We start from the raw sequence: 18,877 nt of genomic DNA on the forward strand, positions 1-18,877 counted from the left end.
CCCGCGCGCCCCTAACCGCCGCGCGCCAGACGGTCGATCATTGCCTTTGCGCGCGGCGCAATCCAATCCCACAACCCGGGGGCGCCATTGCGGATCTTCGCGCCGACGCGGGTTTCGAAGGTGCCCCAACCGACTCCATAGTCCTTCCACGAGCCACCGCCATTGGCGATGTTCAAATTGGGCGGCACAAACCGGTCGAGCGATTTGGCAAACTGAGCCTCGGGCGTCTCATTTGCCTCGAACTCATCCCAGATCGCGCGGAATTTTGCAGCCTGATCCGGCGGCAACAGTCCAAATATCCGGTCTGCGGCGGCGCTTTCGGCCTTTGACAGCGCGGCGTTGTCGTGATCGCCAAAGACCGGCGCATCACCGGCGTCGATCTCGACCAGATCATGCAGCAAAAGCATCTGGATGACCCGCGCGACATCGCACCCCTCGGGGGCCTGATCGGAAAGCGTCATTGCGAAGAGCGCGACATGCCAGCTGTGCTCGGCCGAGTTTTCAAACCGTTCGCCCGTGGCCAGCCGCGAGGCACGGTTCACGGATTTCAATCGATCCGCTTCCATTAGAAAACTCATTTGGGCGTCAAGTCGGGAAATGTCAGAGTGGCTCATAAGCCCATGGATGGCCTGAATTCCCGCCGCAGGCAAGGGCTGGCCGGACCTTACAGGTTCTCGTTGTCCGAACCGGGGGCCAGCGCCTCGGGGATCGCTTCGCCGCGTTTCTTGGCCTCAAGCGCGGCCTTCACATGGTCGGTCAGGAACTGCCGCCCACGCCGTTCCGCAAGGCGAATCCGGATCGAGGTGAGGTAAGCCTCTTCAGCGGTTTGCGAAGAGGCCCCCAGCACCTTGGCCACCTGTTCGTACAGTTGGTCGTCATCCAGTGCGTCCATTGCCTTGATCGTGTCAGAGGCCAGTTTGTCAGCCAGATCTGTCAGGACATCAGCCATGGGCGGGCCTCTTCGTTTAGCGGGTGGTCTCGGTCAGGCGGCGTTTCACGTAGCCTGTGACGTTGCCGATCATCGTATCCATATGTGGCTCTTCAAAGAAGTGGCCGGACCCTTCGATCTCGTCATGGGTGACGGTAATGCCCTTCTGCTCGTGCAGTTTGTTCACCAAGGCGCGGGTGTCGGCGGGCGGGGCCACACGGTCGTTGGTGCCATTGATGATCAGGCCAGAGGCCGGGCAGGGCGCAAGGAAGGAAAAGTCGTACATGTTCGCCGGCGGCGACACGGACACAAAGCCGGTGATCTCGGGACGGCGCATCAACAGCTGCATCCCGATCCAGGCGCCAAAGCTGAAGCCGGCGACCCAGCAATGCTTGGAGTTTTGGTTCATCGACTGCAGGTAATCCAGCGCCGAGGCGGCATCGGACAGCTCACCCACGCCCTGATCGTATTCGCCCTGACTGCGGCCAACGCCGCGGAAGTTAAAGCGCAGCACGGTAAAGCCCATGTTATAAAAGGCGTAGTGCAGATTGTAGACGACCTTGTTGTTCATCGTCCCGCCAAACTGCGGATGCGGGTGCAAAACGATGGCAATCGGCGCGTCACGGTCTTTTTGCGGGTGGTAGCGGCCTTCAAGGCGGCCTTCGGGTCCGGGAAAGATGACCTCGGGCATAGGGCGAGTGTTCCTCATTCGGCGCGGCAGAATTCTTGACGAATTTGCTCGGACACCTTAGAAAAGTTCTAAATCGGCGAAATGCCGGTTCGGGCTGGATTGCAGATAGGCAATCAGAGGGCCAAGGTCAATTGTCTTGACCTTGTCTAATGTGGTTGCGCGGGGGGATTTGCGGATGAAGTTAAGCACAAAGGGGCGGTATGCCATGGTCGCGCTGACCGATATCGCGCTGCAAGCCGATGGCTCTTTGGTGACGCTGGGCGATATCTCGAAGCGTCAGGACATCTCGTTGCCTTACCTTGAGCAGCTTTTTGTCAAGCTGCGCCGCGCTGGTCTGGTGGATTCGGTGCGCGGGCCGGGGGGCGGTTATCGGCTGGCGCGCTCGACCAGCGACATCCGCGTCGTGGATGTTTTGGCGGCGGTCGATGAGACCGTGGATGCCATGCACAAAGGCGCCGGAGCCTCGGGCGGGGCGTCGGGATCGCGGGCACAATCGCTGTCGAACCGCCTGTGGCAAAGCCTGTCCGCGCAGGTATACGTGTTTTTGCACCAAACGCGACTGTCGGATGTGGTGGACAACACGCTTGCCCCTTGTCCGGCTGTGCCCTCGATCTTTTCGGTGGTCGACGATGATCGGTGACGCTGCCGGGCCTTGTGAAACCATTGGGACAAGGGCGGCGTTGGTCCAAAGGGGGATTGGATGAGCCGGGTCTATCTGGATTGGAATGCCACCGCCCCGCTTCGGCAAGAAGCGCGGGAAGCGATGATTGCGGCCATGGATCTGGTGGGCAACCCGTCGTCGGTCCATGCCGAAGGGCGCGCCGCCAAGGGTTTGGTTGAACGCGCCCGCGCGCAGGTCGCCACGGCCTTTGGCGCCGACGGTGCGGATGTGATTTTCGTGTCGGGGGCGACCGAGGCAGCGGCTTTGGCCTGTGCGGGGCGCGGGCTGCTGGGCGCGGATATCGAGCATGACGCCGTCGTCGCCTGGATCGAATCGAGTTTACCTGTGGACCAGATGGGGCACGTTTCGGTGACTGCACCCGAGCGAACAGCTTTGCAGGCCGCCAATTCCGAGACCGGAGTGGTGCAGGATCTGCCGCAGGGTTTGGCCGTGGTCGATGCCACCCAGGCCTTTGGCAAGCTGCCGGTGGCGTTCAACTGGATGGGCTGCGAGATGGCCTTGCTCTCGGCCCATAAACTGGGCGGGCCCAAGGGCATCGGCGCTCTGGTGATCAAGCGCGGCACCGATCTGGCGGCGCAAATCAAGGGCGGCGGGCAGGAAATGGGGCGTCGATCTGGCACCGAAAACGTCATCGGTATTGCCGGATTCGGCGCTGCTGCCGAGGCTGCGGCGCGTGATATGGATGCCGGAGTTTGGGGGCGTGTGGCAGAACTTAGAAATATTCTAGAAAAAGCTATTGAGGCTTCTGCTAAAGAGACTATTTTTGTCGGGAAATCTGCGGTGCGACTCCCGAACACTTCTTGTTTTGCGCTTCCGGGCTGGAAGGGCGAGACACAGGTGATGCAGATGGACCTTGCGGGCTTTGCCATCAGCGCCGGGTCTGCCTGCTCAAGCGGCAAGGTCCGGGCAAGCCGGGTGATGCGCGCCATGGGATACGACGACACGGTGGCCAGCAGCGCCATCCGGGTGAGCCTTGGGCCATCCACCACCGAGGACGAAATCCTGCGCTTCGCGGAAGCATGGGCTCAGAAATACCAAAGGCACCGTGCGCGGGTAGCCTGACCGAGAGGAAACGCGAATGAAAATTCTGGATGAAGTCAACGTCAAGGAAGGCGTCGATCAGGAAACTGTGGATGCCGTCAAATCCGCTGGCCAGTACAAGCACGGCTGGAACACCGAGATCGAGATGGAATATGCCCCCAAAGGGCTGTCCGAAGATATCGTGCGCCTGATCTCGGACAAGAACGAAGAGCCGGAATGGATGACCGAGTGGCGTCTGGCCGCCTTTGACCGTTGGAAGAAAATGACCGAGCCGAAGTGGGCGATGGTTGAGTACCCCGAGATCGATTTTCAGAACCAGTATTACTATGCGCGTCCGAAATCGATGATGGAAAAGCCCAAGTCGCTGGATGACGTCGATCCCAAGCTGCTGGAAACCTATGCAAAGCTGGGGATTCCGCTGAAGGAACAGATGATCCTTGCCGGTGTCGAAGGCGCGGATGCCGCGCCTGCCGAGGCCCGCGTGGGCGGCGGAGAAGAGCGCCGCGTGGCGGTTGATGCGGTTTTTGACTCGGTTTCGGTTGGTACGACCTTTCAGAAGGAACTGAAGGCGGCGGGTGTCATCTTTTGTTCCATCTCCGAGGCGATCCGCGAGCACCCCGAACTGGTCAAGAAGTACCTTGGCAGCGTCGTACCGGTGTCGGACAACTTCTATGCCACTCTGAACAGCGCGGTCTTTTCGGATGGCTCGTTTGTCTACGTGCCGCCGGGCGTGCGCTGCCCGATGGAGCTGTCGACCTATTTCCGCATCAACGCCGAGAACACCGGCCAGTTCGAGCGGACTTTGATCATCGCCGACAAGGGCAGCTATGTGTCCTACCTCGAAGGGTGCACCGCGCCCCAGCGCGACACCGCGCAATTGCATGCGGCGGTGGTGGAAATCATCATCGAAGAAGACGCCGAGGTGAAATATTCCACCGTTCAGAACTGGTACCCTGGCGATGAAAACGGCAAGGGCGGCATCTACAACTTTGTCACCAAGCGCGCTGATTGCCGCGGTGATCGGGCCAAGGTGATGTGGACGCAGGTTGAAACCGGATCGGCTGTGACGTGGAAATACCCGTCCTGCATCCTGCGCGGCAACGAATCTCAGGGCGAGTTCTATTCCATCGCCATCGCCAACAATCACCAGCAGGCCGACACAGGCACCAAGATGATCCATCTGGGCAAAGATACGCGGTCGCGCATCGTTTCGAAGGGGATCAGTGCAGGGGTGGCGCAGAACACCTATCGCGGGCTGGTGTCGATGCACCCCAAGGCGAAGAATTCGCGCAACTATACCCAGTGCGACAGCCTGCTGATCGGCGACAAATGCGGGGCGCATACGGTGCCGTATATCGAGGTCAAGAACAACAGCAGCCGGGTGGAGCACGAAGCGACGACGTCGAAGGTCGACGACGACCAGCTGTTCTATTGCCGCCAGCGTGGCATGGACGAAGAAGAGGCCGTCGCGCTTGTGGTCAACGGGTTCTGCCGCGAAGTGCTTCAGGCCTTGCCGATGGAATTCGCTATGGAGGCGCAGCAATTGGTAGCCATCTCGCTGGAAGGATCGGTGGGATAATCGCGAAGGCGGGGGCAGCCCCGCCTGACGAAAAGGGGCCGCGCGATGTTCGCTGAGGCAATTCATCAGACAGCCGGGATCGGTGTCGGCGTCTTTGTCGGCACCTTGATCGGCTTTGGCCTGCGGGCACGGTCCGGCAAGACTGACGGTCTGGTGCAGGGATCTGTCTGGAAGACCGCCGTACTGGTTGGCTTTGCGGCTTGGCTGGTGGCGGCCGTCGTTGCGGGAGTGATGTAAGATGGCTTGGGCGGTGTTGATGACCTCGGTTGTGACGGGCGTGTTCTGCGCGCTGTTCGCTCTGGTCGTGGATGCCGTGACCGAGGCGCTGCCGATGAGCGCGGCCATTGCCCTGGCTTTCCTGTCGGGATTTCTGGGCAGCCTCTTTGCGCAGATCATTCTGGGGCGCCGTGGATGATGCAGCAGGTCACGGCTCATATCGAGGGGCGGGATTTCGTCTTTCACCTCAACGCCGAAGGTTGCCCGATTCAGGGGCGTCACCGGGTGGGCAAGTTCTATGAACGCGCTGATCTGGACCGGCTTGCAGGGATTGTGCCCAAGGGTGCGCATGTGATCGACGTGGGGGCCAATGTCGGCAACCATGCGCTCTATTTCGCGACGCTCATGGGCGCGGCCAAGGTGACCTGTATCGAGCCGAACCCGCAGGCGATCGAGGCCCTGCGCGCCAATGTGCAGGCCAACGGGCTGGGTGATGTCATTGATCTGGGCGCACTTGGCATCGGGCTTTCGGATCGCGCCGAGGGCGGCTTTGCCGTGCACAGCCGTGGCAAGAACCTTGGTGCGGCCCAATTGAAAAAGGGCGGCGATATCGAGGTTCACCGGGGTGACGATCTGTTCACGGGCGAGCAGGTTGACCTGATCAAGATCGACGTCGAAGGCATGGAAATGCTTGTGCTTTCCGGGTTTGAGGCGGTGATCTCGGCGCAGCGTCCTGCGCTGTTTGTCGAGGTCGATGTGGAAAATGACGCGGCTTTCAAAGACTGGTGCCGTACACATGGCTACGCTGTCATTTTCGAAGCCAAGCATCAGCAGGCCAACGCAAATTACTTGGTTCAGTTCGAGGGAGGGCGCGCATGAACGATACCATTACGCGCCCGGAGCTGACCCTGCCGGAGGCCGAGGCCGCACTGCTGCACGCCGCCTATGAAAAGGCCGATGTGATCCTGGAATATGGCTCGGGTGGGTCAACGGTCATGGCGTCGGAAATGCCCGGAAAATCGGTGTTTTCGGTGGAATCCGACAAGGATTGGGCCTTGATGATGCGCGGCTATATGGCCGCCAACCAGCCTGCCTCGGGCACCGAGGTGGATATCATCTGGTCGGACATCGGCGCTACGAAAGAGTGGGGGCACCCCGTCGATCACAGCGAATTTCAGCGCTATCCCCGTTACGCGCTGGAGGTCTGGGGGCTGCCTGAATTCAAACAGCCGGACGTGGTGCTGGTTGATGGCCGCTTTCGCCAAGCCTGCGCGCTGTCAGCGGCCTTTCTGTCGAAAAAGCCTGTCGAGGTCTTCTTTGACGACTATGTGCAACGCAAACATTATCACCGGGTCGAGGAATTCCTCGGCTCTCCGAAGATCACCGGGCGCATGGCGCAATTCCATGTGACCCCGCAAGCCATTCCGCCCGAGCGCCTGCTCTGGCTGGTCAACTTCATGCTGCGGCCCTGAGCCGCGCCAAGGACAAGGGAAAGAAACATGCTGGAAATCAAGAACCTGCACGTCAAACTTGAAGACGAGGACAAGCAAATCCTCAAAGGTGTGAACCTGACCGTCGAGACCGGCCAAGTGCACGCGATCATGGGGCCGAACGGGTCGGGGAAATCGACGCTGTCTTATGTGTTGTCCGGCAAGGACGGCTATGAAGTCACCGAAGGCAGCGCCACTTTGCTGGGCGAAGAGCTGCTGGATATGGAGGCCGAGGAGCGCGCTGCCGCCGGTCTGTTCCTTGCTTTCCAATACCCGGTGGAAATCCCCGGCGTTGGCAACATGACCTTCCTGCGCACTGCGGTGAACGCGCAGCGCAAGGCGCGCGGCCAAGAGGAAATGTCCGCCGCCGAGTTCCTCAAAGAGATCCGCGCCAAGGCCAAGGATCTGAAGATCGACGCGGATATGCTGAAACGCCCGGTCAACGTCGGCTTTTCGGGTGGTGAAAAGAAGCGCAACGAAATCCTGCAGATGGCCATGCTGGAACCCAAGATGTGTATCCTGGACGAGACCGACTCGGGTCTTGACGTGGACGCGATGAAGCTGGTGGCCGACGGCGTGAACGCGCTGCGCAGCGAAGGGCGCTCCTTTCTGGTGATCACCCACTATCAGCGCCTGCTGGATCACATCAAACCCGACGTGGTGCACATCATGGCGAATGGCCGGATCATCAAGACCGGCGGCCCTGAGTTGGCGCTTGAAGTCGAAAATGAAGGCTATGCAGATCTGATGTCGGAGAACGCATAATGGCTGTGACGCAACCGAAAACCGATGCCACCGAGGCGCGGATCGCGGCGCTGACCCTGCCAACTGGCGGTTGGTCTGCCCCCGCCCGCAAAGAGGCGCTGGCGCGGCTGCGTGCCATGGGTCTGCCGGGCGCGCGCGATGAATACTGGAAATACACCCGTCCCGAGACCCTGATCTCGGCCGAGGTGCCCAAAGCTTCGCTGTTTGACGGGGAGGAAACGCCGATCTTCGACGGTGTCGATCGCCTGAAGGTCGTCTTTGTCGATGGCGTTTTTGACGCCGAAGCCTCGGACGATCTGAGCCTTGAGGGGCTCAGCATCGACCGTCTGGCCGATGCCCCCGATATCCATTGGGCCAAGGATATTTACGGCGTGTTGGAGAGCAACGGCCAAACACCCGTTGACCGTCCGCTTGCCGCGCTGAACACCGCCTTTGCAACCGACGGGTTGTTGATCCATGTGACCGGGAAGGTCTCGAAACCGATCAATCTGATCTATCAGCACAAATCCGAAACCTCGGACGCGATGTTGCACCATGTTGTCAAGGTGGACACTGATGCCGAGGTGACGATCCTTGAAAACGGTCCCGCCGCCGCGCGCTTCAACAAGGTGATGGAGGTCGATATCGCAGATACCGGCACCCTGCATCACGTCCGCACCCAAGGGCGCGATCACGAACGCCGCGCCGCCACGCATATCTTTGCGCGGCTGGGGGCAGAAAGCATCTTCAAGACCTTCACGCTGACCGCCAATGGTGTGATGACGCGCAACGAATGCGTGGTTGAACTGACGGGCGATGATGCTGTGGCGCATATCGCTGGTGCCTGCATGGGCGATGGCGATTTCCACCACGACGACACGGTTTTCATCACCCATGATGCGGTGAATTGCGAAAGCCGCCAGGTGTTCAAGAAAGTGCTTCGCAACGGCGCGACCGGTGTGTTCCAAGGCAAGATCCTTGTGAAGCCGGACGCCCAGAAAACCGACGGCTACCAGATCTCGCAAAGCCTTTTGTTGGATGATGACAGCCAGTTTCTGGCAAAGCCGGAACTGGAAATCTATGCCGACGATGTGGCCTGCTCGCATGGATCGACCTCTGGCGCGATCGACGAGGACAGCCTGTTCTACCTGCGCGCCCGCGGCATCCCGCGCGGCATCGCCGAGGACTTGATGGTCATCGCTTTTATTGCTGAAGCCGTTCAGGAGGTCGAAGACGAAAGCCTGCAAGAGGAAATCAACGCCCGTGTCGCGGCGTGGTTGGAGCGTCGGCGCGGCTGATGCCTGTGACGCAGGACATCGTGGCCACCTACCGGGGGCCGGGCAAGGTTGTGTCGCGCCTGCTGGCGGCGGGTCCTCGGGAGGACCGGCTGCTGGCGATGCTGATGGCCGCCTGCGTGATCCTTTTCGTGGCGCGTTGGCCTGCTCTGGCGCGGCAAGCGCATCTGACCGGCGAAGAGCTGAACATGCTCTTGGGCGGCACCTTGCTGGCCACTGTTTTTCTTTTTCCCCTGCTGCTGTATTTCATCGCTTTTCTGGTTGGTGTGATCGGCAAACCTCTGGGCTGGCAAGGCAGCGGTTACGCGGCGCGGCTGGTGCTGTTCTGGGCGCTGCTTGCCTCAACGCCGCTGGTGTTGCTGAACGGATTGGTTGCCGGGTTCATCGGGGCCGGGCCGGGACTGACCCTTGTCGGCGTTGTCTGGTTCGCTGTCTTCGCGTGGTTCTGGTGGCGGGGCATGGTGGCCGCGCATCGCTATGGCGCTGGGGTTGCCGCATGACGCTCGAAGGGTTCCTGCGCCTGGCCCTGCAAACCGTGACCGCCCCGCGCGAGGTGGCGCGTTTGCTGCTGTCACTGCGCCTGCCGCGCGAGGCGCTGGTGCTGGGGTTTGCCCTTGTGGTGGTCGGCAATGCGCTGGTCTTTTCCGTGTCGCTGGTGCTGTCGCCGCCGAACGTGGCGCTTGGCCTGCTCGGCAATCCTTTGTCGTTGATGGCGATCCGGGCCGTGGTGCTGTTCGCTACCATCCTTTGTTTTACATGGGGCGGGCGGATGTTTGGCGGCACGGCACGCTTTCAGGACATGGCGCTATTGCTGATCTGGCTTCAGGCGCTCAGCGTTGCGGTTCAGGTTGTGTTCAGCCTCGTCTTGCCGCTGGCGCCGGGATTGAGCAGCCTTTTGGTCTTTGCCGCCACGGCGGTAGGGGCCTATATCACCGTGAATTTCATCGACGAGGCACATGCGTTGGCCAGCGCGGGCAAGTCGGTCATGGTGATGATCTTCGGGCTGATCGCGATGGCAATCGGCCTTTCCATTCTACTGAGCCTTCTCGGGTTCACCCCAACCGGACTTACTGGATATGTATGACGTCACCGAGATCCGCCGCGATTTTCCGATCCTGTCGCGCCAAGTGAACGGCAAGCCGCTTGTCTACCTCGACAACGGTGCCAGCGCGCAGAAACCGCAGGTCGTGATCGACGCGGTGACCCGCGGCTATGCCGAGGAATACGCCAACGTCCACCGCGGGCTGCATTACCTTTCAAACCTCGCGACCGAGAAATACGAAGGCGTGCGCGAGACCGTGGCGCGGTTTCTGGGTGCGCCGGACCCGGAAGAGGTGGTCTATACCACGGGCACTACGATGGGCATCAACCTCGTCGCCTACGGCTGGGCCATGCCGCAGATGCAGGCCGGCGATGAGATTGTCCTGTCGGTCATGGAGCATCACGCCAACATCGTGCCTTGGCATTTTCTACGCGAACGCCAAGGGGTTGCGCTGAAGTGGGTGGACGTCGATGCGACGGGCGCATTGGACACTCAAAAGGTGATCGACGCCATTGGTCCCAAGACCAAACTGGTCGCGATCACCCATCTGTCCAACGTTCTGGGCACCGTGGTCGACGTCAAGGCGATCTGCGCGGCGGCGCGCGAAAAGGGCGTTCCCGTTCTGGTCGATGGCTCTCAGGCGGCGGTGCATATGCCGGTCAATGTAGCCGACATCGGCTGTGATTTCTATGCGATCACCGGGCATAAACTCTATGGCCCCTCGGCCTCGGGGGCGATCTGGATCAAGCGCGCCCGTATGGACGAGATGCGCCCCTTCCTTGGCGGAGGCGACATGATCCGCGAGGTCCACAAGGACGAAGTCACATACAACGATCCACCGATGAAATTCGAAGCGGGCACGCCGGGAATTGTTCAGCAGATCGGTCTTGGCGTGGCGCTTGAGTACATGATGGATTTGGGGATGGACAACATCGCTGCCCATGAAACAGCGCTGCGCGATTATGCCCGGACCAAGCTGGACGGGCTGAACTGGCTCAACGTGCAAGGCACCACTGCGGACAAGGCGGCGATCTTTTCCTTCACTATGGAGGGGGCGGCGCATGCGCATGACATTTCGACGATCCTCGACAAGAAAGGGGTGGCAGTCCGGGCGGGGCACCATTGCGCCGGGCCGCTGATGGACCATCTTGGGGTCAGTGCCACATGCCGGGCGTCCTTCGGGCTGTATAACACGACCGACGAAGTGGACGTTCTGATCGATGCCTTGGAACTGGCACACGACCTGTTCGCCTGAGACTTTGAAAGATTTCTCAGATGCGGGCGACTTGACTGGTCGCCTGCATCGGTCAAACTGTCAGGGCCGCGCGTAAATCCATCGCCGAGAGCGGTTTGGCGACAAAGCCATCCATGCCAGCATTCTCGCACTTGCGAAGGTCTTCCGACAACACGCTGGCACTGAGAGCGATAATCCTGACGCCCTTTTGCGGTCCATCCATGGCCCGTATCCGACGTGTTGCCTCCAATCCGTCCATCTGCGGCATATGCATATCCATCAGCACCACGTCATAGCTTGTCTGGCCGACGGTCTGCACAGCCTCAAATCCGTTTTCGGCGAGATCAACTTCAAACCCCATGCGCTTCATTATCGCCTTTGCGACAAACCGGTTGGTGGCATTGTCATCAACGATCAAGGCGCGCGCGCCGGAAAAACTATCCAGAACTGGTGCGCACTCCGACTGCTTGAGCGGTTGAACAAGCTTGGTATCTTGCAGGATTTGGCCGACAAGGGAAAAGCTGAATGTGCTGCCCTGGCCCGGTGTGCTGGTCACGTCGATCTGACTGCCATGCGCCTCGATCAGCGATTGCGAGATTGCAAGGCCAAGGCCGCTGCCGCCAAAGCGCCGGTTGCGCCCACCTTCGGCCTGTTCGAAGCGTTCAAAGATGCGATCATGATCCTCGACGGCGATGCCGATCCCGGTGTCGCAGACCGAGAAGGTCACGCAATTCATTTGACCGACCTTTCCGGGGTCCGCCTTGATCGTGACAGAGCCATTTTGGGTAAACTTGATGGCATTGCCCGCCAGATTGATCAGCACCTGCCGCAGCCGATCCTCGTCGCCAACGATGCTGGCATTATGAAGATCGCCCGCGATTTCAGCACGCAGCTTCAAGCCCTTTTTCTCGGCCGAGATCGAAAGGATACGAACGACACCAACAATCAAACCTTTGATCGAGACAGGCTCTTTCTGCAATTCCAGCCGACCTTCCTCGAATTTTGAGAGATCAAGAATATCGTCGACAATCGAAAGCAGGGCTTTTCCGGATTCCTTGATGATTTCGACCTGCTGTTTGTGCACCGGGTCCATGTCGGCCTCGCTCAACAGAGCTGCGACGGGGATGACGCCGTTCAAGGGGGTGCGGATTTCGTGACTCATTCGGGCCAGAAACTGAGACTTGGCCTGCAATGCGGCCTCGGCCTCCTGTCGCGCGGCCTTCAGGGCCGAGGTTTGTTGGGCAATCTGTTGCCGCATGGCGGAAAAACTGTCAGTCAAGTGGCCCACTTCATCTGCGCGGCTGTCCGGAACCTTGGCAGTGAAATTGCCCTGCGCCATTTGATCGGCGGCATCGCCCAACAGCTTGACCCGGTGGATCACCATGCGGTCAATCGTAACGGTCACAAGTGTCATCAGCAAAAGGATCGCGGCCGTGGCCGCCCGGCCCAGCCTTTCCGTTTCTTCTGCCAGTCGCGCAAGATGCGCACTGATATCCACCACCGCTTCGATCCGCCCGGCGGACGAGCCACGCATGGAAATCTCGCGCTGAAGCCGGATGGTTTGGGGCGAGGGGGATAAATCGACCTGTTGCAGTGGGTACAATTGCCGGCCGTTTGCATCGACAAGGCGGACATCGACCCAATTGACATTGCGGGCTTTGATGCTGGTCAGAGTCTCGTGAATGGCGCCATATTGCCGGGACAGCAAGAAAGGCAGCAAGGCATCAATGATCACGTCCAATTGCCGCTCGACTTCGCTGGACTGGGCTTCGACCATCACGGTGGTGATGCGTGGCATCCAAAGATAGTTGAAGGCCGCCGCCAAAGCCAGCGACACGACCAGAACGACCGCGATCATCGTTCTGCGGATTGTCCAGATTGAACGACGCAAGGCTTGTCCTCAGCCTTCGGTCTTGGGCGGGGAAACAAAGAAGTCCTCCAACCGTAGATCTCGCAGGATCTCGTAGTCCTGTTGGCTGGCTTTTGCAGCTTTGCGCATCGGAATTTTTGCAAGCAGGGCAGCGCCTTCCTCGGTGTCTGCCATATCCAGAAAGGCCTGTTGCACGGCATTGGCCACCTCTCGCGGGACACGCGGATGTACGGTGATGGGGTGGGGCGGCACGCGCGTGGTTTCGTAAAGCACACGCAGGTGATCCCGAACATAGGGCTCTTGTCGTTGCAGGGTTGCCATTACACCGCCAGCTGCCGCCGCTTCGCCAAGGATGACGTTCAAATAGGCCGAACTGTGTGTCGCCACATAAGATGCCGTGTAGTGCAGGCCAAAATTCCGCGTCAGATCGGCCCGCATCAAGAGTGCTGCCCCCAGAGCATTGGGCGCCGGAAAGGCGATAGCTTGCCCCTCAAGATCCGCAACGGTCTGGTAGGGCGAATCCTTTCGAACGACCAGAACGCCAAACAATTCGCGGCCGCCGTCGCGCACAATCGCCTCATAGCCTTGCTCCGAACCTGCCACCAGAGCGTGGTAAGGGTTGAGGTACACGAAATCGAAGGCCCCTTGCACGAAGGCGGCTTCGAATTCGGGAATTCTTGGCGATCCGACCATGCGAAAATGGTATCCGGTGCGCTTTTTCAACTCGGCCAATATGGGCAACCAGATTTCGGACAACCGCCGTGCTTCGAATTGTGGAACGATGCCAAAGCTGTAACTTTGCTGCGCAGGCGAAGGGCTTGGCAATCCGGCCAGCACGATCCCCAGCAGGCACAAGGTTCGAACGCATAACGATTTCAGGGCGACCATAGGCAGTCTCCGCGCGGTTGAGCATCGGCGGGAACCTAGCAACAGATGTTTTCTAATCTGCTAAGAAAGCCAAGCGAATTTTGCCGACAGGTTACGTCTTGCAGGGTCAGGGAAGGGCGGGTATAGACGCGCAAGTAAGCACCCGTAGCTCAGCTGGATAGAGCGCTGCCCTCCGAAGGCAGAGGCCAGAGGTTCGAATCCTCTCGGGTGCGCCAAATCCTCTCAGATTGCTATTATTTTCAAGCGGGTCATTGGGGCGTTTTGCTCGCCTGTGAATGGCGTTTCCGACAAATTGATGAAGCCCCGCTTCGCAAACCCTTAAGCCATTCTTCTTTGCCGGTGCCGTCGATATTGACTAATCAAGGCCGGACAGCCACGGCCCGCCAAAAGGATGCATAGGATGAATATTCAGGACAAGACCGAGAGTGAGACGGATCTGCGGTTGTTGGCCAATGCCATGCGCTTTTTGTCGATGGATGCGATTGTTCGGGCGGATGACGGTCATCCCGGAACGCCGATGGGCGGCGCGGATATCGCAACGGCACTGTTCACCCAGGCGTTGAAGTTCGATCCCAAGGCGCCCGACTGGCCGGACCGGGACCGTTTTGTGCATTCAGCCGGGCATGGCTCGATGCTGCTGTATTCGGCCCTGCATCTGGCGGGATACGACAAGATCGACCTTGAGCAGATCAAATCGTTCAGGGTTCTGGGCAGTCATACCGCCGGTCACCCCGAGTTTGACATTCACGCCGGGATCGAAACCACCACGGGGCCCTTGGGACAGGGGATCGCGAACTCCGTCGGCATGGCCGTGGCCGAGCGTATCCTGAACCACCGTTTCGGCGATGGGATCGTCGATCACTATACCTATGCCTATACGGGTGACGGGTGCTTGATGGAGGGGATCTCGGCCGAGGTGATCGCCTTGGCGGGGCATCTGAAACTGGGCAAGCTGATCTGGCTGTGGGACGACAACCAGATGACCGACGACGGGCCCACCGATCAGGCGGTGTCCGAGGATCAGGTCGTCCGGTTCGAAAACAATCACTGGCATGTGCAGCGGGTGGATGGCCACGACGCGCAGGCTGTGGCGCAGGCCATCGCGGTGGCCAAGTCCGACCCGCGCCCGTCGATGATTGCGTGCCGCACGCTGATCGGCTTTGGCATTCCGCGCATTCAGGATCACCGGGTCGCGCATGGCGGCAAGATCACCTCTGAGGATACGGACGCGGCGCGCCAATTCCTGAACTGGCCGCACGCACCCTTCGAGGTGCCGCAGGCGATCTATGAAGGCTGGGCCAAGCCGGGGCGGCGCGGTGCTTTGGAGCGTTCTCGGTGGCAGGCGCGTGTCGAGGCCATGTCGCCCGCGGACCGCGCCGAGTGGGAGCGCGTCATGGCGGGCGATTTGCCAGAAGGCTGGGAGCAGACCATTCTGGACGCCAAGAAAACCTTTCTCGCCGAGGGCGGTGAAAAAGCCGGCATTCGCGCCTCTGGCGAGATGCTTGCGGCGCTGGCGGGCACCATCCCGGAACTGATATCAGGCGCCCCCGATCTTGAGGCCGCGACCCAGCACAAACGGCAATTGGCGCCGTTCACTGCGACAGATCGCGGCGGGCGCTACATCCACTATGGCGTGCGCGAATTCGCCATGGGGGCGATGATGAACGGCATGACGGCGCATGGCGGGATCGTCTCGGTGGGGACGACCTTTCTCGTATTTTCGGACTATCTGCGTCACACCTTGCGCATGGCGGCGCTGATGCGGATCCCCGGACTGTTCGTCTTTAGCCATGACAGCATCGGGATTGGCAAGAACGGTCCGACGCACCAGCCGGTGGAATATCTCGCCTCGCTGCGGGCCTATCCCAATATGTGGACGATCCGCCCGGCGGATGCGGTCGAGATGGCCGAAGCCTGGGAGCTTGGGTTGAAACACAAAACCGGCCCGACCTCGATCATCTGCGCACGTCAGGGTATTCCGCTGCTGCGCGACGACGCCTCGTCGGAAAACCGCACGGAAAAGGGCGCCTATGTTTTGGCCGAAGCCGAAGGCGGGGCGCGCCGTGTAACCCTGATTGGGACCGGGTCCGAGGTTTCGATCGCGATTCAGGCGCGTGATCTGCTGCAGGCCAAGGGCATCCCGACCGCCGTGGTCTCCATGCCCTGCTGGGAGCTGTTCGAAGCGCAGGACCCGGCGTATCGCGCCTCTATCCTTCCTGCGAATACGGTGCGCGTTGCAGTCGAAGCTGCGGTGCGCCTTGGATGGGATCGCTATATCGGGCCGGACGGCGCCTTTATCGGGATGGACAGCTTTGGCGCCTCGGGGGATTATCCGGACCTGTACAAGCATTTCGGCATCACCCCCGAAGCCGTGGCTGCGGCGGCAGAGGACCGTCTCTGATTGCAGTGACGCAGCGCGGGGTTACCCGCCTTTCGGCGGCCAATCGTGATCTTTTTGGCTCAGCAAGCCACTCAGGCCTTGCTCCAATGCGTCGAAGGCTTCGCCAAGGCGGGCTTCGATCTGGGTTTGGTAGTCCATGGCCAGCGGCAATAGCTCGGCCATCAGGGCGCGGCCTTTTTCCGTCAGGGCAAGACGGATCAGGCGGCGGTCGCTTTCGTGGACGCGTTTGGCAATCAGACCTTGTGCCTCAAGCCGTGTGGCGGCGCGGCTGACCTTGCTCTTTTCCATGGCGACGCGGGCCTCGATATCCCTTATCGAGACATCCCGCGCCTGTGTGAGATGAACAAGAACCCGCCATTCCGGAATCGAGATGCCAAAGCGCGCGCGGTATTGCCGGGCGAGTTCTTCGCTGGTGCGCTGCGCGGCCACGGCCAATCGGTAGGGGGTGAAATGCGCCAGATCGAAATCCGGAAGGTCGGGCTTTTGCGGTTTGCTCATCTGGTGTTCCATTGCATCTGCAACGAGACAATGCCGCCGATCCGCAAGGCTCGCAAGCCAGACGCGGTTTTGGCGATGGTGAAAATGTCGCCCCGTCCCGGGTTTGGGCCATTGCGCCCGCCGCCCGGATTTGCAACCGTTGCCGCGGGGAGGAGTGAGCTTGGCGCTTCGTGATATCAGTTGGCTGGCGTTTTATTCCCTTGTTCTCGGGGCTTGGGCTTTGCTCTATGCCATGGCGTTGGGCAGCGGCGCTGGCGCTTTCGAGGGCTCGGGTGCTTTTGCGGACGTTCTGGCAACGCTCTGCGCGGGGCCCGGGGCACAGGGCGCGGGTATCTTGGGCCTTTGGACCATGTCGGCGGTGATGGGCGCGGCCATGATGTTGCCAACGCTGTTTCCCATGCTGACCACCTATCGCAGCTTTGCCGCGCGTCTGGGCAGCGCCGAAGCGGGCTGGTGGGGCATCGTTTTGGGCTACGGCACGGTCTGGCTGGGGTTTGCTGGGCTTGCGGCGCTGGTACAGATGGCCTTGGCCAAGGCCGGGTTGGTGGACCGCTTTGGCGCGGCGACCATGGTTTGGTTTCAAGGGATCTTGTTGATTGTCGCGGGGAGCTATCAGCTGTCGCAGGCCAAGATGACCTGTCAAAGCGCGTGTTTGTCGCCGATGTCCTATTTCCTTGGAAGGTTTCGCCCCGGGATGGTCGGCGGCCTTCGGATGGGGGGTGAGCAGGGGCTTTGGTGTGTCGGCTGTTGCTGGGCCATCATGGCGCTTGGATTCGCGGGCGGGGTGATGAACCTTGCCTGGATGGGCTTGGCGACACTGTTCATGGTGCTGGAAAAGCTGCCGCAGATCGGGGTGCTGTTGCGCCGCCCTGCGGGTATTGTACTGGTGTTGAGCGGTCTGGCCCTGTTGGCATTTGAACTTGGAAAGGCAGGCGCAAAATGGCTTTGATCAGGCGACCGGGCGCAGACAAGCTGCCCGTTTCACAGCGGATTGACCAGAGAATGCCAAATCCAAAGCGGCGCGTCATGCGCTCGACGGATTGGGCGATCAAGGGAGAGCTGTTCCTCAACTGCTCGTGCACGGTGTTCTGCCCCTGCGTGGTGAGCCTGGGCCAGCATGACCCGACCGAAGGCACCTGCAAGGCCTGGATGGCGATTGCCATTGATGAAGGCCATTACGAGGGTGAGGATCTGAGCGGGATCAACGTGGGCCTTATGGTCGAGATTCCCGGCAAGATGGCCGAAGGCGACTGGCGCGTGGCCGCGTACATCGATGAACGCGCGACACCCACGGCCTATAACGGGCTGCTCAAGATCCTGTCTGGTGAAGCGGGCGGCACCACGGGACTGTTCACCTTGCTGGTCAGTACGATCATCGGGCATGAGCGCGAAAAGGTCGAGATTGTCCGCGAAGGCCGCAAGCGGGGTCTGTACATCGGCCGCAAGATTCAGGGCGAGATCGCGATGATCGACGGCTCCAGTCCCGAGCATCCGGTGATGATATCCAATACCAGGTACTGGATGGGGCCGGATGTGATCGTCGCCAAGGCGGGCAAGAGCAAGGTGCGCGACTATGGCCGGGTTTGGGATTTGTCCGGGAAGTCCGGGGAAATCTGTGCCATCGACTGGAAGGGCGCCGCGAAATGATGATCACGCCTGACTACTGCCTGACCATGGCGCGTTACAACGCTTGGCAAAACAAGCAGTTGAAGGCGATTTTCGACGGCCTCGGACAAGAGGACCTGAGCAAGGATCGCAAGGCGTATTTTGGCTCGATTTTGGCGACGGCCAATCATCTGCTCTGGGCAGACCAGATCTGGCTGGCGCGACTGACCGGGCAGGAGGGACCGCAGGGCGGGATCTCTGAGAGTGTGCATATGGCGGCGAATGGTCCGGCCTGGGCGGTAGAGCGGTTTCGGACCGATGGCGCCCTGTTGCACTGGGCTGAACGCCTGCGCGCGGTGGAGCTGTCAGGGCCGTTGGTCTGGCATTCCGGCGCTCTGGAGCGTGAAGTGTCAAAACCCAAGGCGCTGTGCGTGATACATATGTTCAATCACCAGACCCATCACCGGGGGCAGATTCACGCCATGCTGACCGCAGCCGGAGCAAAGGCGCCGGTAAGTGATCTGGCGTTCATGCCCGACGACGGGCCTTGGCTGTGACGACGGTTCGGCGCTCGGGCTGATGCCCATCGCCCCGCCCGCCGTCCCATAATAGAGAGGGGCTAGCCCCTCGCGCGGGCCTTGGTATTTTGACAGGACAAACTGACAAAGACAGG

Annotated in this window: 22 protein-coding genes and 1 tRNA gene; 17 read left to right on the forward strand and 6 right to left on the reverse strand. The window is 60.5% G+C overall.

Annotation, left to right across the window (positions count from 1 at the left end):
- Positions 1–11 precede the first annotated feature (11 nt).
- The 3 genes from ACOYQJ_RS00945 to ACOYQJ_RS00955 form a co-directional block, all read right to left on the reverse strand.
- Positions 12–578 carry an HD domain-containing protein gene (locus tag ACOYQJ_RS00945; protein ID WP_422904120.1) on the reverse strand — a complete coding sequence of 189 codons (567 nt, stop codon included), beginning with the start codon at positions 576–578 and terminating at the stop codon, positions 12–14.
- A gap of 86 nt (positions 579–664) precedes the next feature.
- Entirely contained in the window at positions 665–949 is a 285-nt protein-coding gene (locus ACOYQJ_RS00950) for a hypothetical protein (RefSeq protein ID WP_422904121.1), read from the reverse strand.
- A gap of 16 nt (positions 950–965) precedes the next feature.
- Positions 966–1,619, reverse strand: coding sequence for an alpha/beta hydrolase (locus tag ACOYQJ_RS00955; RefSeq protein WP_422904122.1), 654 nt, complete (start codon positions 1,617–1,619; stop codon positions 966–968).
- Between the two features lie 175 nt (positions 1,620–1,794).
- Between ACOYQJ_RS00955 and iscR the strand changes: the two genes are divergently transcribed.
- From iscR to ACOYQJ_RS01015, 12 genes are read left to right on the forward strand one after another with little or no spacing between them, the layout of a single operon-like run.
- Positions 1,795–2,259: a Fe-S cluster assembly transcriptional regulator IscR gene (iscR, locus tag ACOYQJ_RS00960; protein ID WP_422904123.1), complete on the forward strand. Its 465-nt coding sequence runs from the start codon at positions 1,795–1,797 to the stop codon at positions 2,257–2,259.
- Between the two features lie 60 nt (positions 2,260–2,319).
- On the forward strand, positions 2,320–3,363 hold the full coding sequence (locus tag ACOYQJ_RS00965) for a cysteine desulfurase family protein (RefSeq protein ID WP_422904124.1): 1,044 nt from the start codon (positions 2,320–2,322) through the stop codon (positions 3,361–3,363).
- 16 nt (positions 3,364–3,379) lie between these two features.
- Positions 3,380–4,921: a Fe-S cluster assembly protein SufB gene (sufB, locus tag ACOYQJ_RS00970; protein WP_422904125.1), complete on the forward strand. Its 1,542-nt coding sequence runs from the start codon at positions 3,380–3,382 to the stop codon at positions 4,919–4,921.
- Between the two features lie 45 nt (positions 4,922–4,966).
- Positions 4,967–5,158 (forward strand): hypothetical protein, encoded by a 192-nt coding sequence (locus tag ACOYQJ_RS00975; RefSeq protein WP_422904126.1) that lies wholly within the window; start codon positions 4,967–4,969, stop codon positions 5,156–5,158.
- A 1-nt stretch (position 5,159) separates the two neighbouring features.
- Positions 5,160–5,336, forward strand: a complete 177-nt coding sequence (locus ACOYQJ_RS00980; RefSeq protein WP_422904127.1) for a hypothetical protein — start codon at positions 5,160–5,162, stop codon at positions 5,334–5,336.
- Positions 5,333–6,016, forward strand: coding sequence for an FkbM family methyltransferase (locus ACOYQJ_RS00985; RefSeq protein WP_422904128.1), 684 nt, complete (start codon positions 5,333–5,335; stop codon positions 6,014–6,016). Before ACOYQJ_RS00980 ends, ACOYQJ_RS00985 begins: the two co-directional genes overlap by 4 nt.
- Positions 6,013–6,609: a hypothetical protein gene (locus ACOYQJ_RS00990; protein WP_422904129.1), complete on the forward strand. Its 597-nt coding sequence runs from the start codon at positions 6,013–6,015 to the stop codon at positions 6,607–6,609. Before ACOYQJ_RS00985 ends, ACOYQJ_RS00990 begins: the two co-directional genes overlap by 4 nt.
- A gap of 27 nt (positions 6,610–6,636) precedes the next feature.
- Positions 6,637–7,392: a Fe-S cluster assembly ATPase SufC gene (gene sufC, locus ACOYQJ_RS00995; RefSeq protein ID WP_422904130.1), complete on the forward strand. Its 756-nt coding sequence runs from the start codon at positions 6,637–6,639 to the stop codon at positions 7,390–7,392.
- Complete coding sequence (locus tag ACOYQJ_RS01000) at positions 7,392–8,669, forward strand: SufB/SufD family protein (RefSeq protein ID WP_422904131.1); 1,278 nt, start codon at positions 7,392–7,394, stop codon at positions 8,667–8,669. The genes sufC and ACOYQJ_RS01000 overlap by 1 nt, the downstream gene beginning before the upstream one ends.
- Positions 8,669–9,166 (forward strand): YIP1 family protein, encoded by a 498-nt coding sequence (locus ACOYQJ_RS01005; RefSeq protein ID WP_422904132.1) that lies wholly within the window; start codon positions 8,669–8,671, stop codon positions 9,164–9,166. Before ACOYQJ_RS01000 ends, ACOYQJ_RS01005 begins: the two co-directional genes overlap by 1 nt.
- Positions 9,163–9,750: a YIP1 family protein gene (locus ACOYQJ_RS01010; protein ID WP_422904133.1), complete on the forward strand. Its 588-nt coding sequence runs from the start codon at positions 9,163–9,165 to the stop codon at positions 9,748–9,750. The genes ACOYQJ_RS01005 and ACOYQJ_RS01010 overlap by 4 nt, the downstream gene beginning before the upstream one ends.
- The gene (locus tag ACOYQJ_RS01015; protein WP_422904134.1) at positions 9,743–10,963 is read left to right on the forward strand and encodes a cysteine desulfurase; all 1,221 of its coding nucleotides are present in this window, start codon (positions 9,743–9,745) and stop codon (positions 10,961–10,963) included. Before ACOYQJ_RS01010 ends, ACOYQJ_RS01015 begins: the two co-directional genes overlap by 8 nt.
- A gap of 52 nt (positions 10,964–11,015) precedes the next feature.
- On the opposite strand, the gene ACOYQJ_RS01020 is transcribed toward ACOYQJ_RS01015, so the two are convergent.
- A complete protein-coding gene (locus tag ACOYQJ_RS01020; RefSeq protein ID WP_422904135.1) occupies positions 11,016–12,833 on the reverse strand; it encodes an ATP-binding protein in 1,818 nt (605 codons plus the stop codon).
- Between the two features lie 9 nt (positions 12,834–12,842).
- Positions 12,843–13,700 carry a phosphate/phosphite/phosphonate ABC transporter substrate-binding protein gene (locus tag ACOYQJ_RS01025; RefSeq protein ID WP_422904136.1) on the reverse strand — a complete coding sequence of 286 codons (858 nt, stop codon included), beginning with the start codon at positions 13,698–13,700 and terminating at the stop codon, positions 12,843–12,845.
- 138 nt (positions 13,701–13,838) lie between these two features.
- Here ACOYQJ_RS01025 and ACOYQJ_RS01030 point away from each other — a divergent pair.
- Together ACOYQJ_RS01030 and tkt are read left to right on the forward strand one after the other, a co-directional pair.
- A tRNA-Arg gene (locus ACOYQJ_RS01030) sits at positions 13,839–13,915 on the forward strand.
- Between the two features lie 185 nt (positions 13,916–14,100).
- Complete coding sequence (gene tkt / locus ACOYQJ_RS01035; RefSeq protein ID WP_422904137.1) at positions 14,101–16,101, forward strand: transketolase; 2,001 nt, start codon at positions 14,101–14,103, stop codon at positions 16,099–16,101.
- Between the two features lie 21 nt (positions 16,102–16,122).
- On the opposite strand, the gene ACOYQJ_RS01040 is transcribed toward tkt, so the two are convergent.
- Positions 16,123–16,599: a MarR family winged helix-turn-helix transcriptional regulator gene (locus ACOYQJ_RS01040; protein ID WP_422904138.1), complete on the reverse strand. Its 477-nt coding sequence runs from the start codon at positions 16,597–16,599 to the stop codon at positions 16,123–16,125.
- A gap of 160 nt (positions 16,600–16,759) precedes the next feature.
- On the opposite strand from ACOYQJ_RS01040, the gene ACOYQJ_RS01045 reads away from it, so the two are divergent.
- The 3 genes from ACOYQJ_RS01045 to ACOYQJ_RS01055 are packed head-to-tail and all read left to right on the forward strand — an operon-like array spanning position 16,760 to position 18,761.
- The gene (locus ACOYQJ_RS01045) at positions 16,760–17,548 is read left to right on the forward strand and encodes a DUF2182 domain-containing protein (RefSeq protein ID WP_422904139.1); all 789 of its coding nucleotides are present in this window, start codon (positions 16,760–16,762) and stop codon (positions 17,546–17,548) included.
- Entirely contained in the window at positions 17,539–18,246 is a 708-nt protein-coding gene (locus tag ACOYQJ_RS01050) for a DUF1326 domain-containing protein (RefSeq protein ID WP_422904140.1), read from the forward strand. The genes ACOYQJ_RS01045 and ACOYQJ_RS01050 overlap by 10 nt, the downstream gene beginning before the upstream one ends.
- A complete protein-coding gene (locus ACOYQJ_RS01055) occupies positions 18,243–18,761 on the forward strand; it encodes a DinB family protein (RefSeq protein ID WP_422904141.1) in 519 nt (172 codons plus the stop codon). Before ACOYQJ_RS01050 ends, ACOYQJ_RS01055 begins: the two co-directional genes overlap by 4 nt.
- Positions 18,762–18,877 lie beyond the last annotated feature (116 nt).

The organism is Pacificoceanicola algae (assembly GCF_049341065.1).
Lineage (GTDB): Bacteria > Pseudomonadota > Alphaproteobacteria > Rhodobacterales > Rhodobacteraceae > Pacificoceanicola.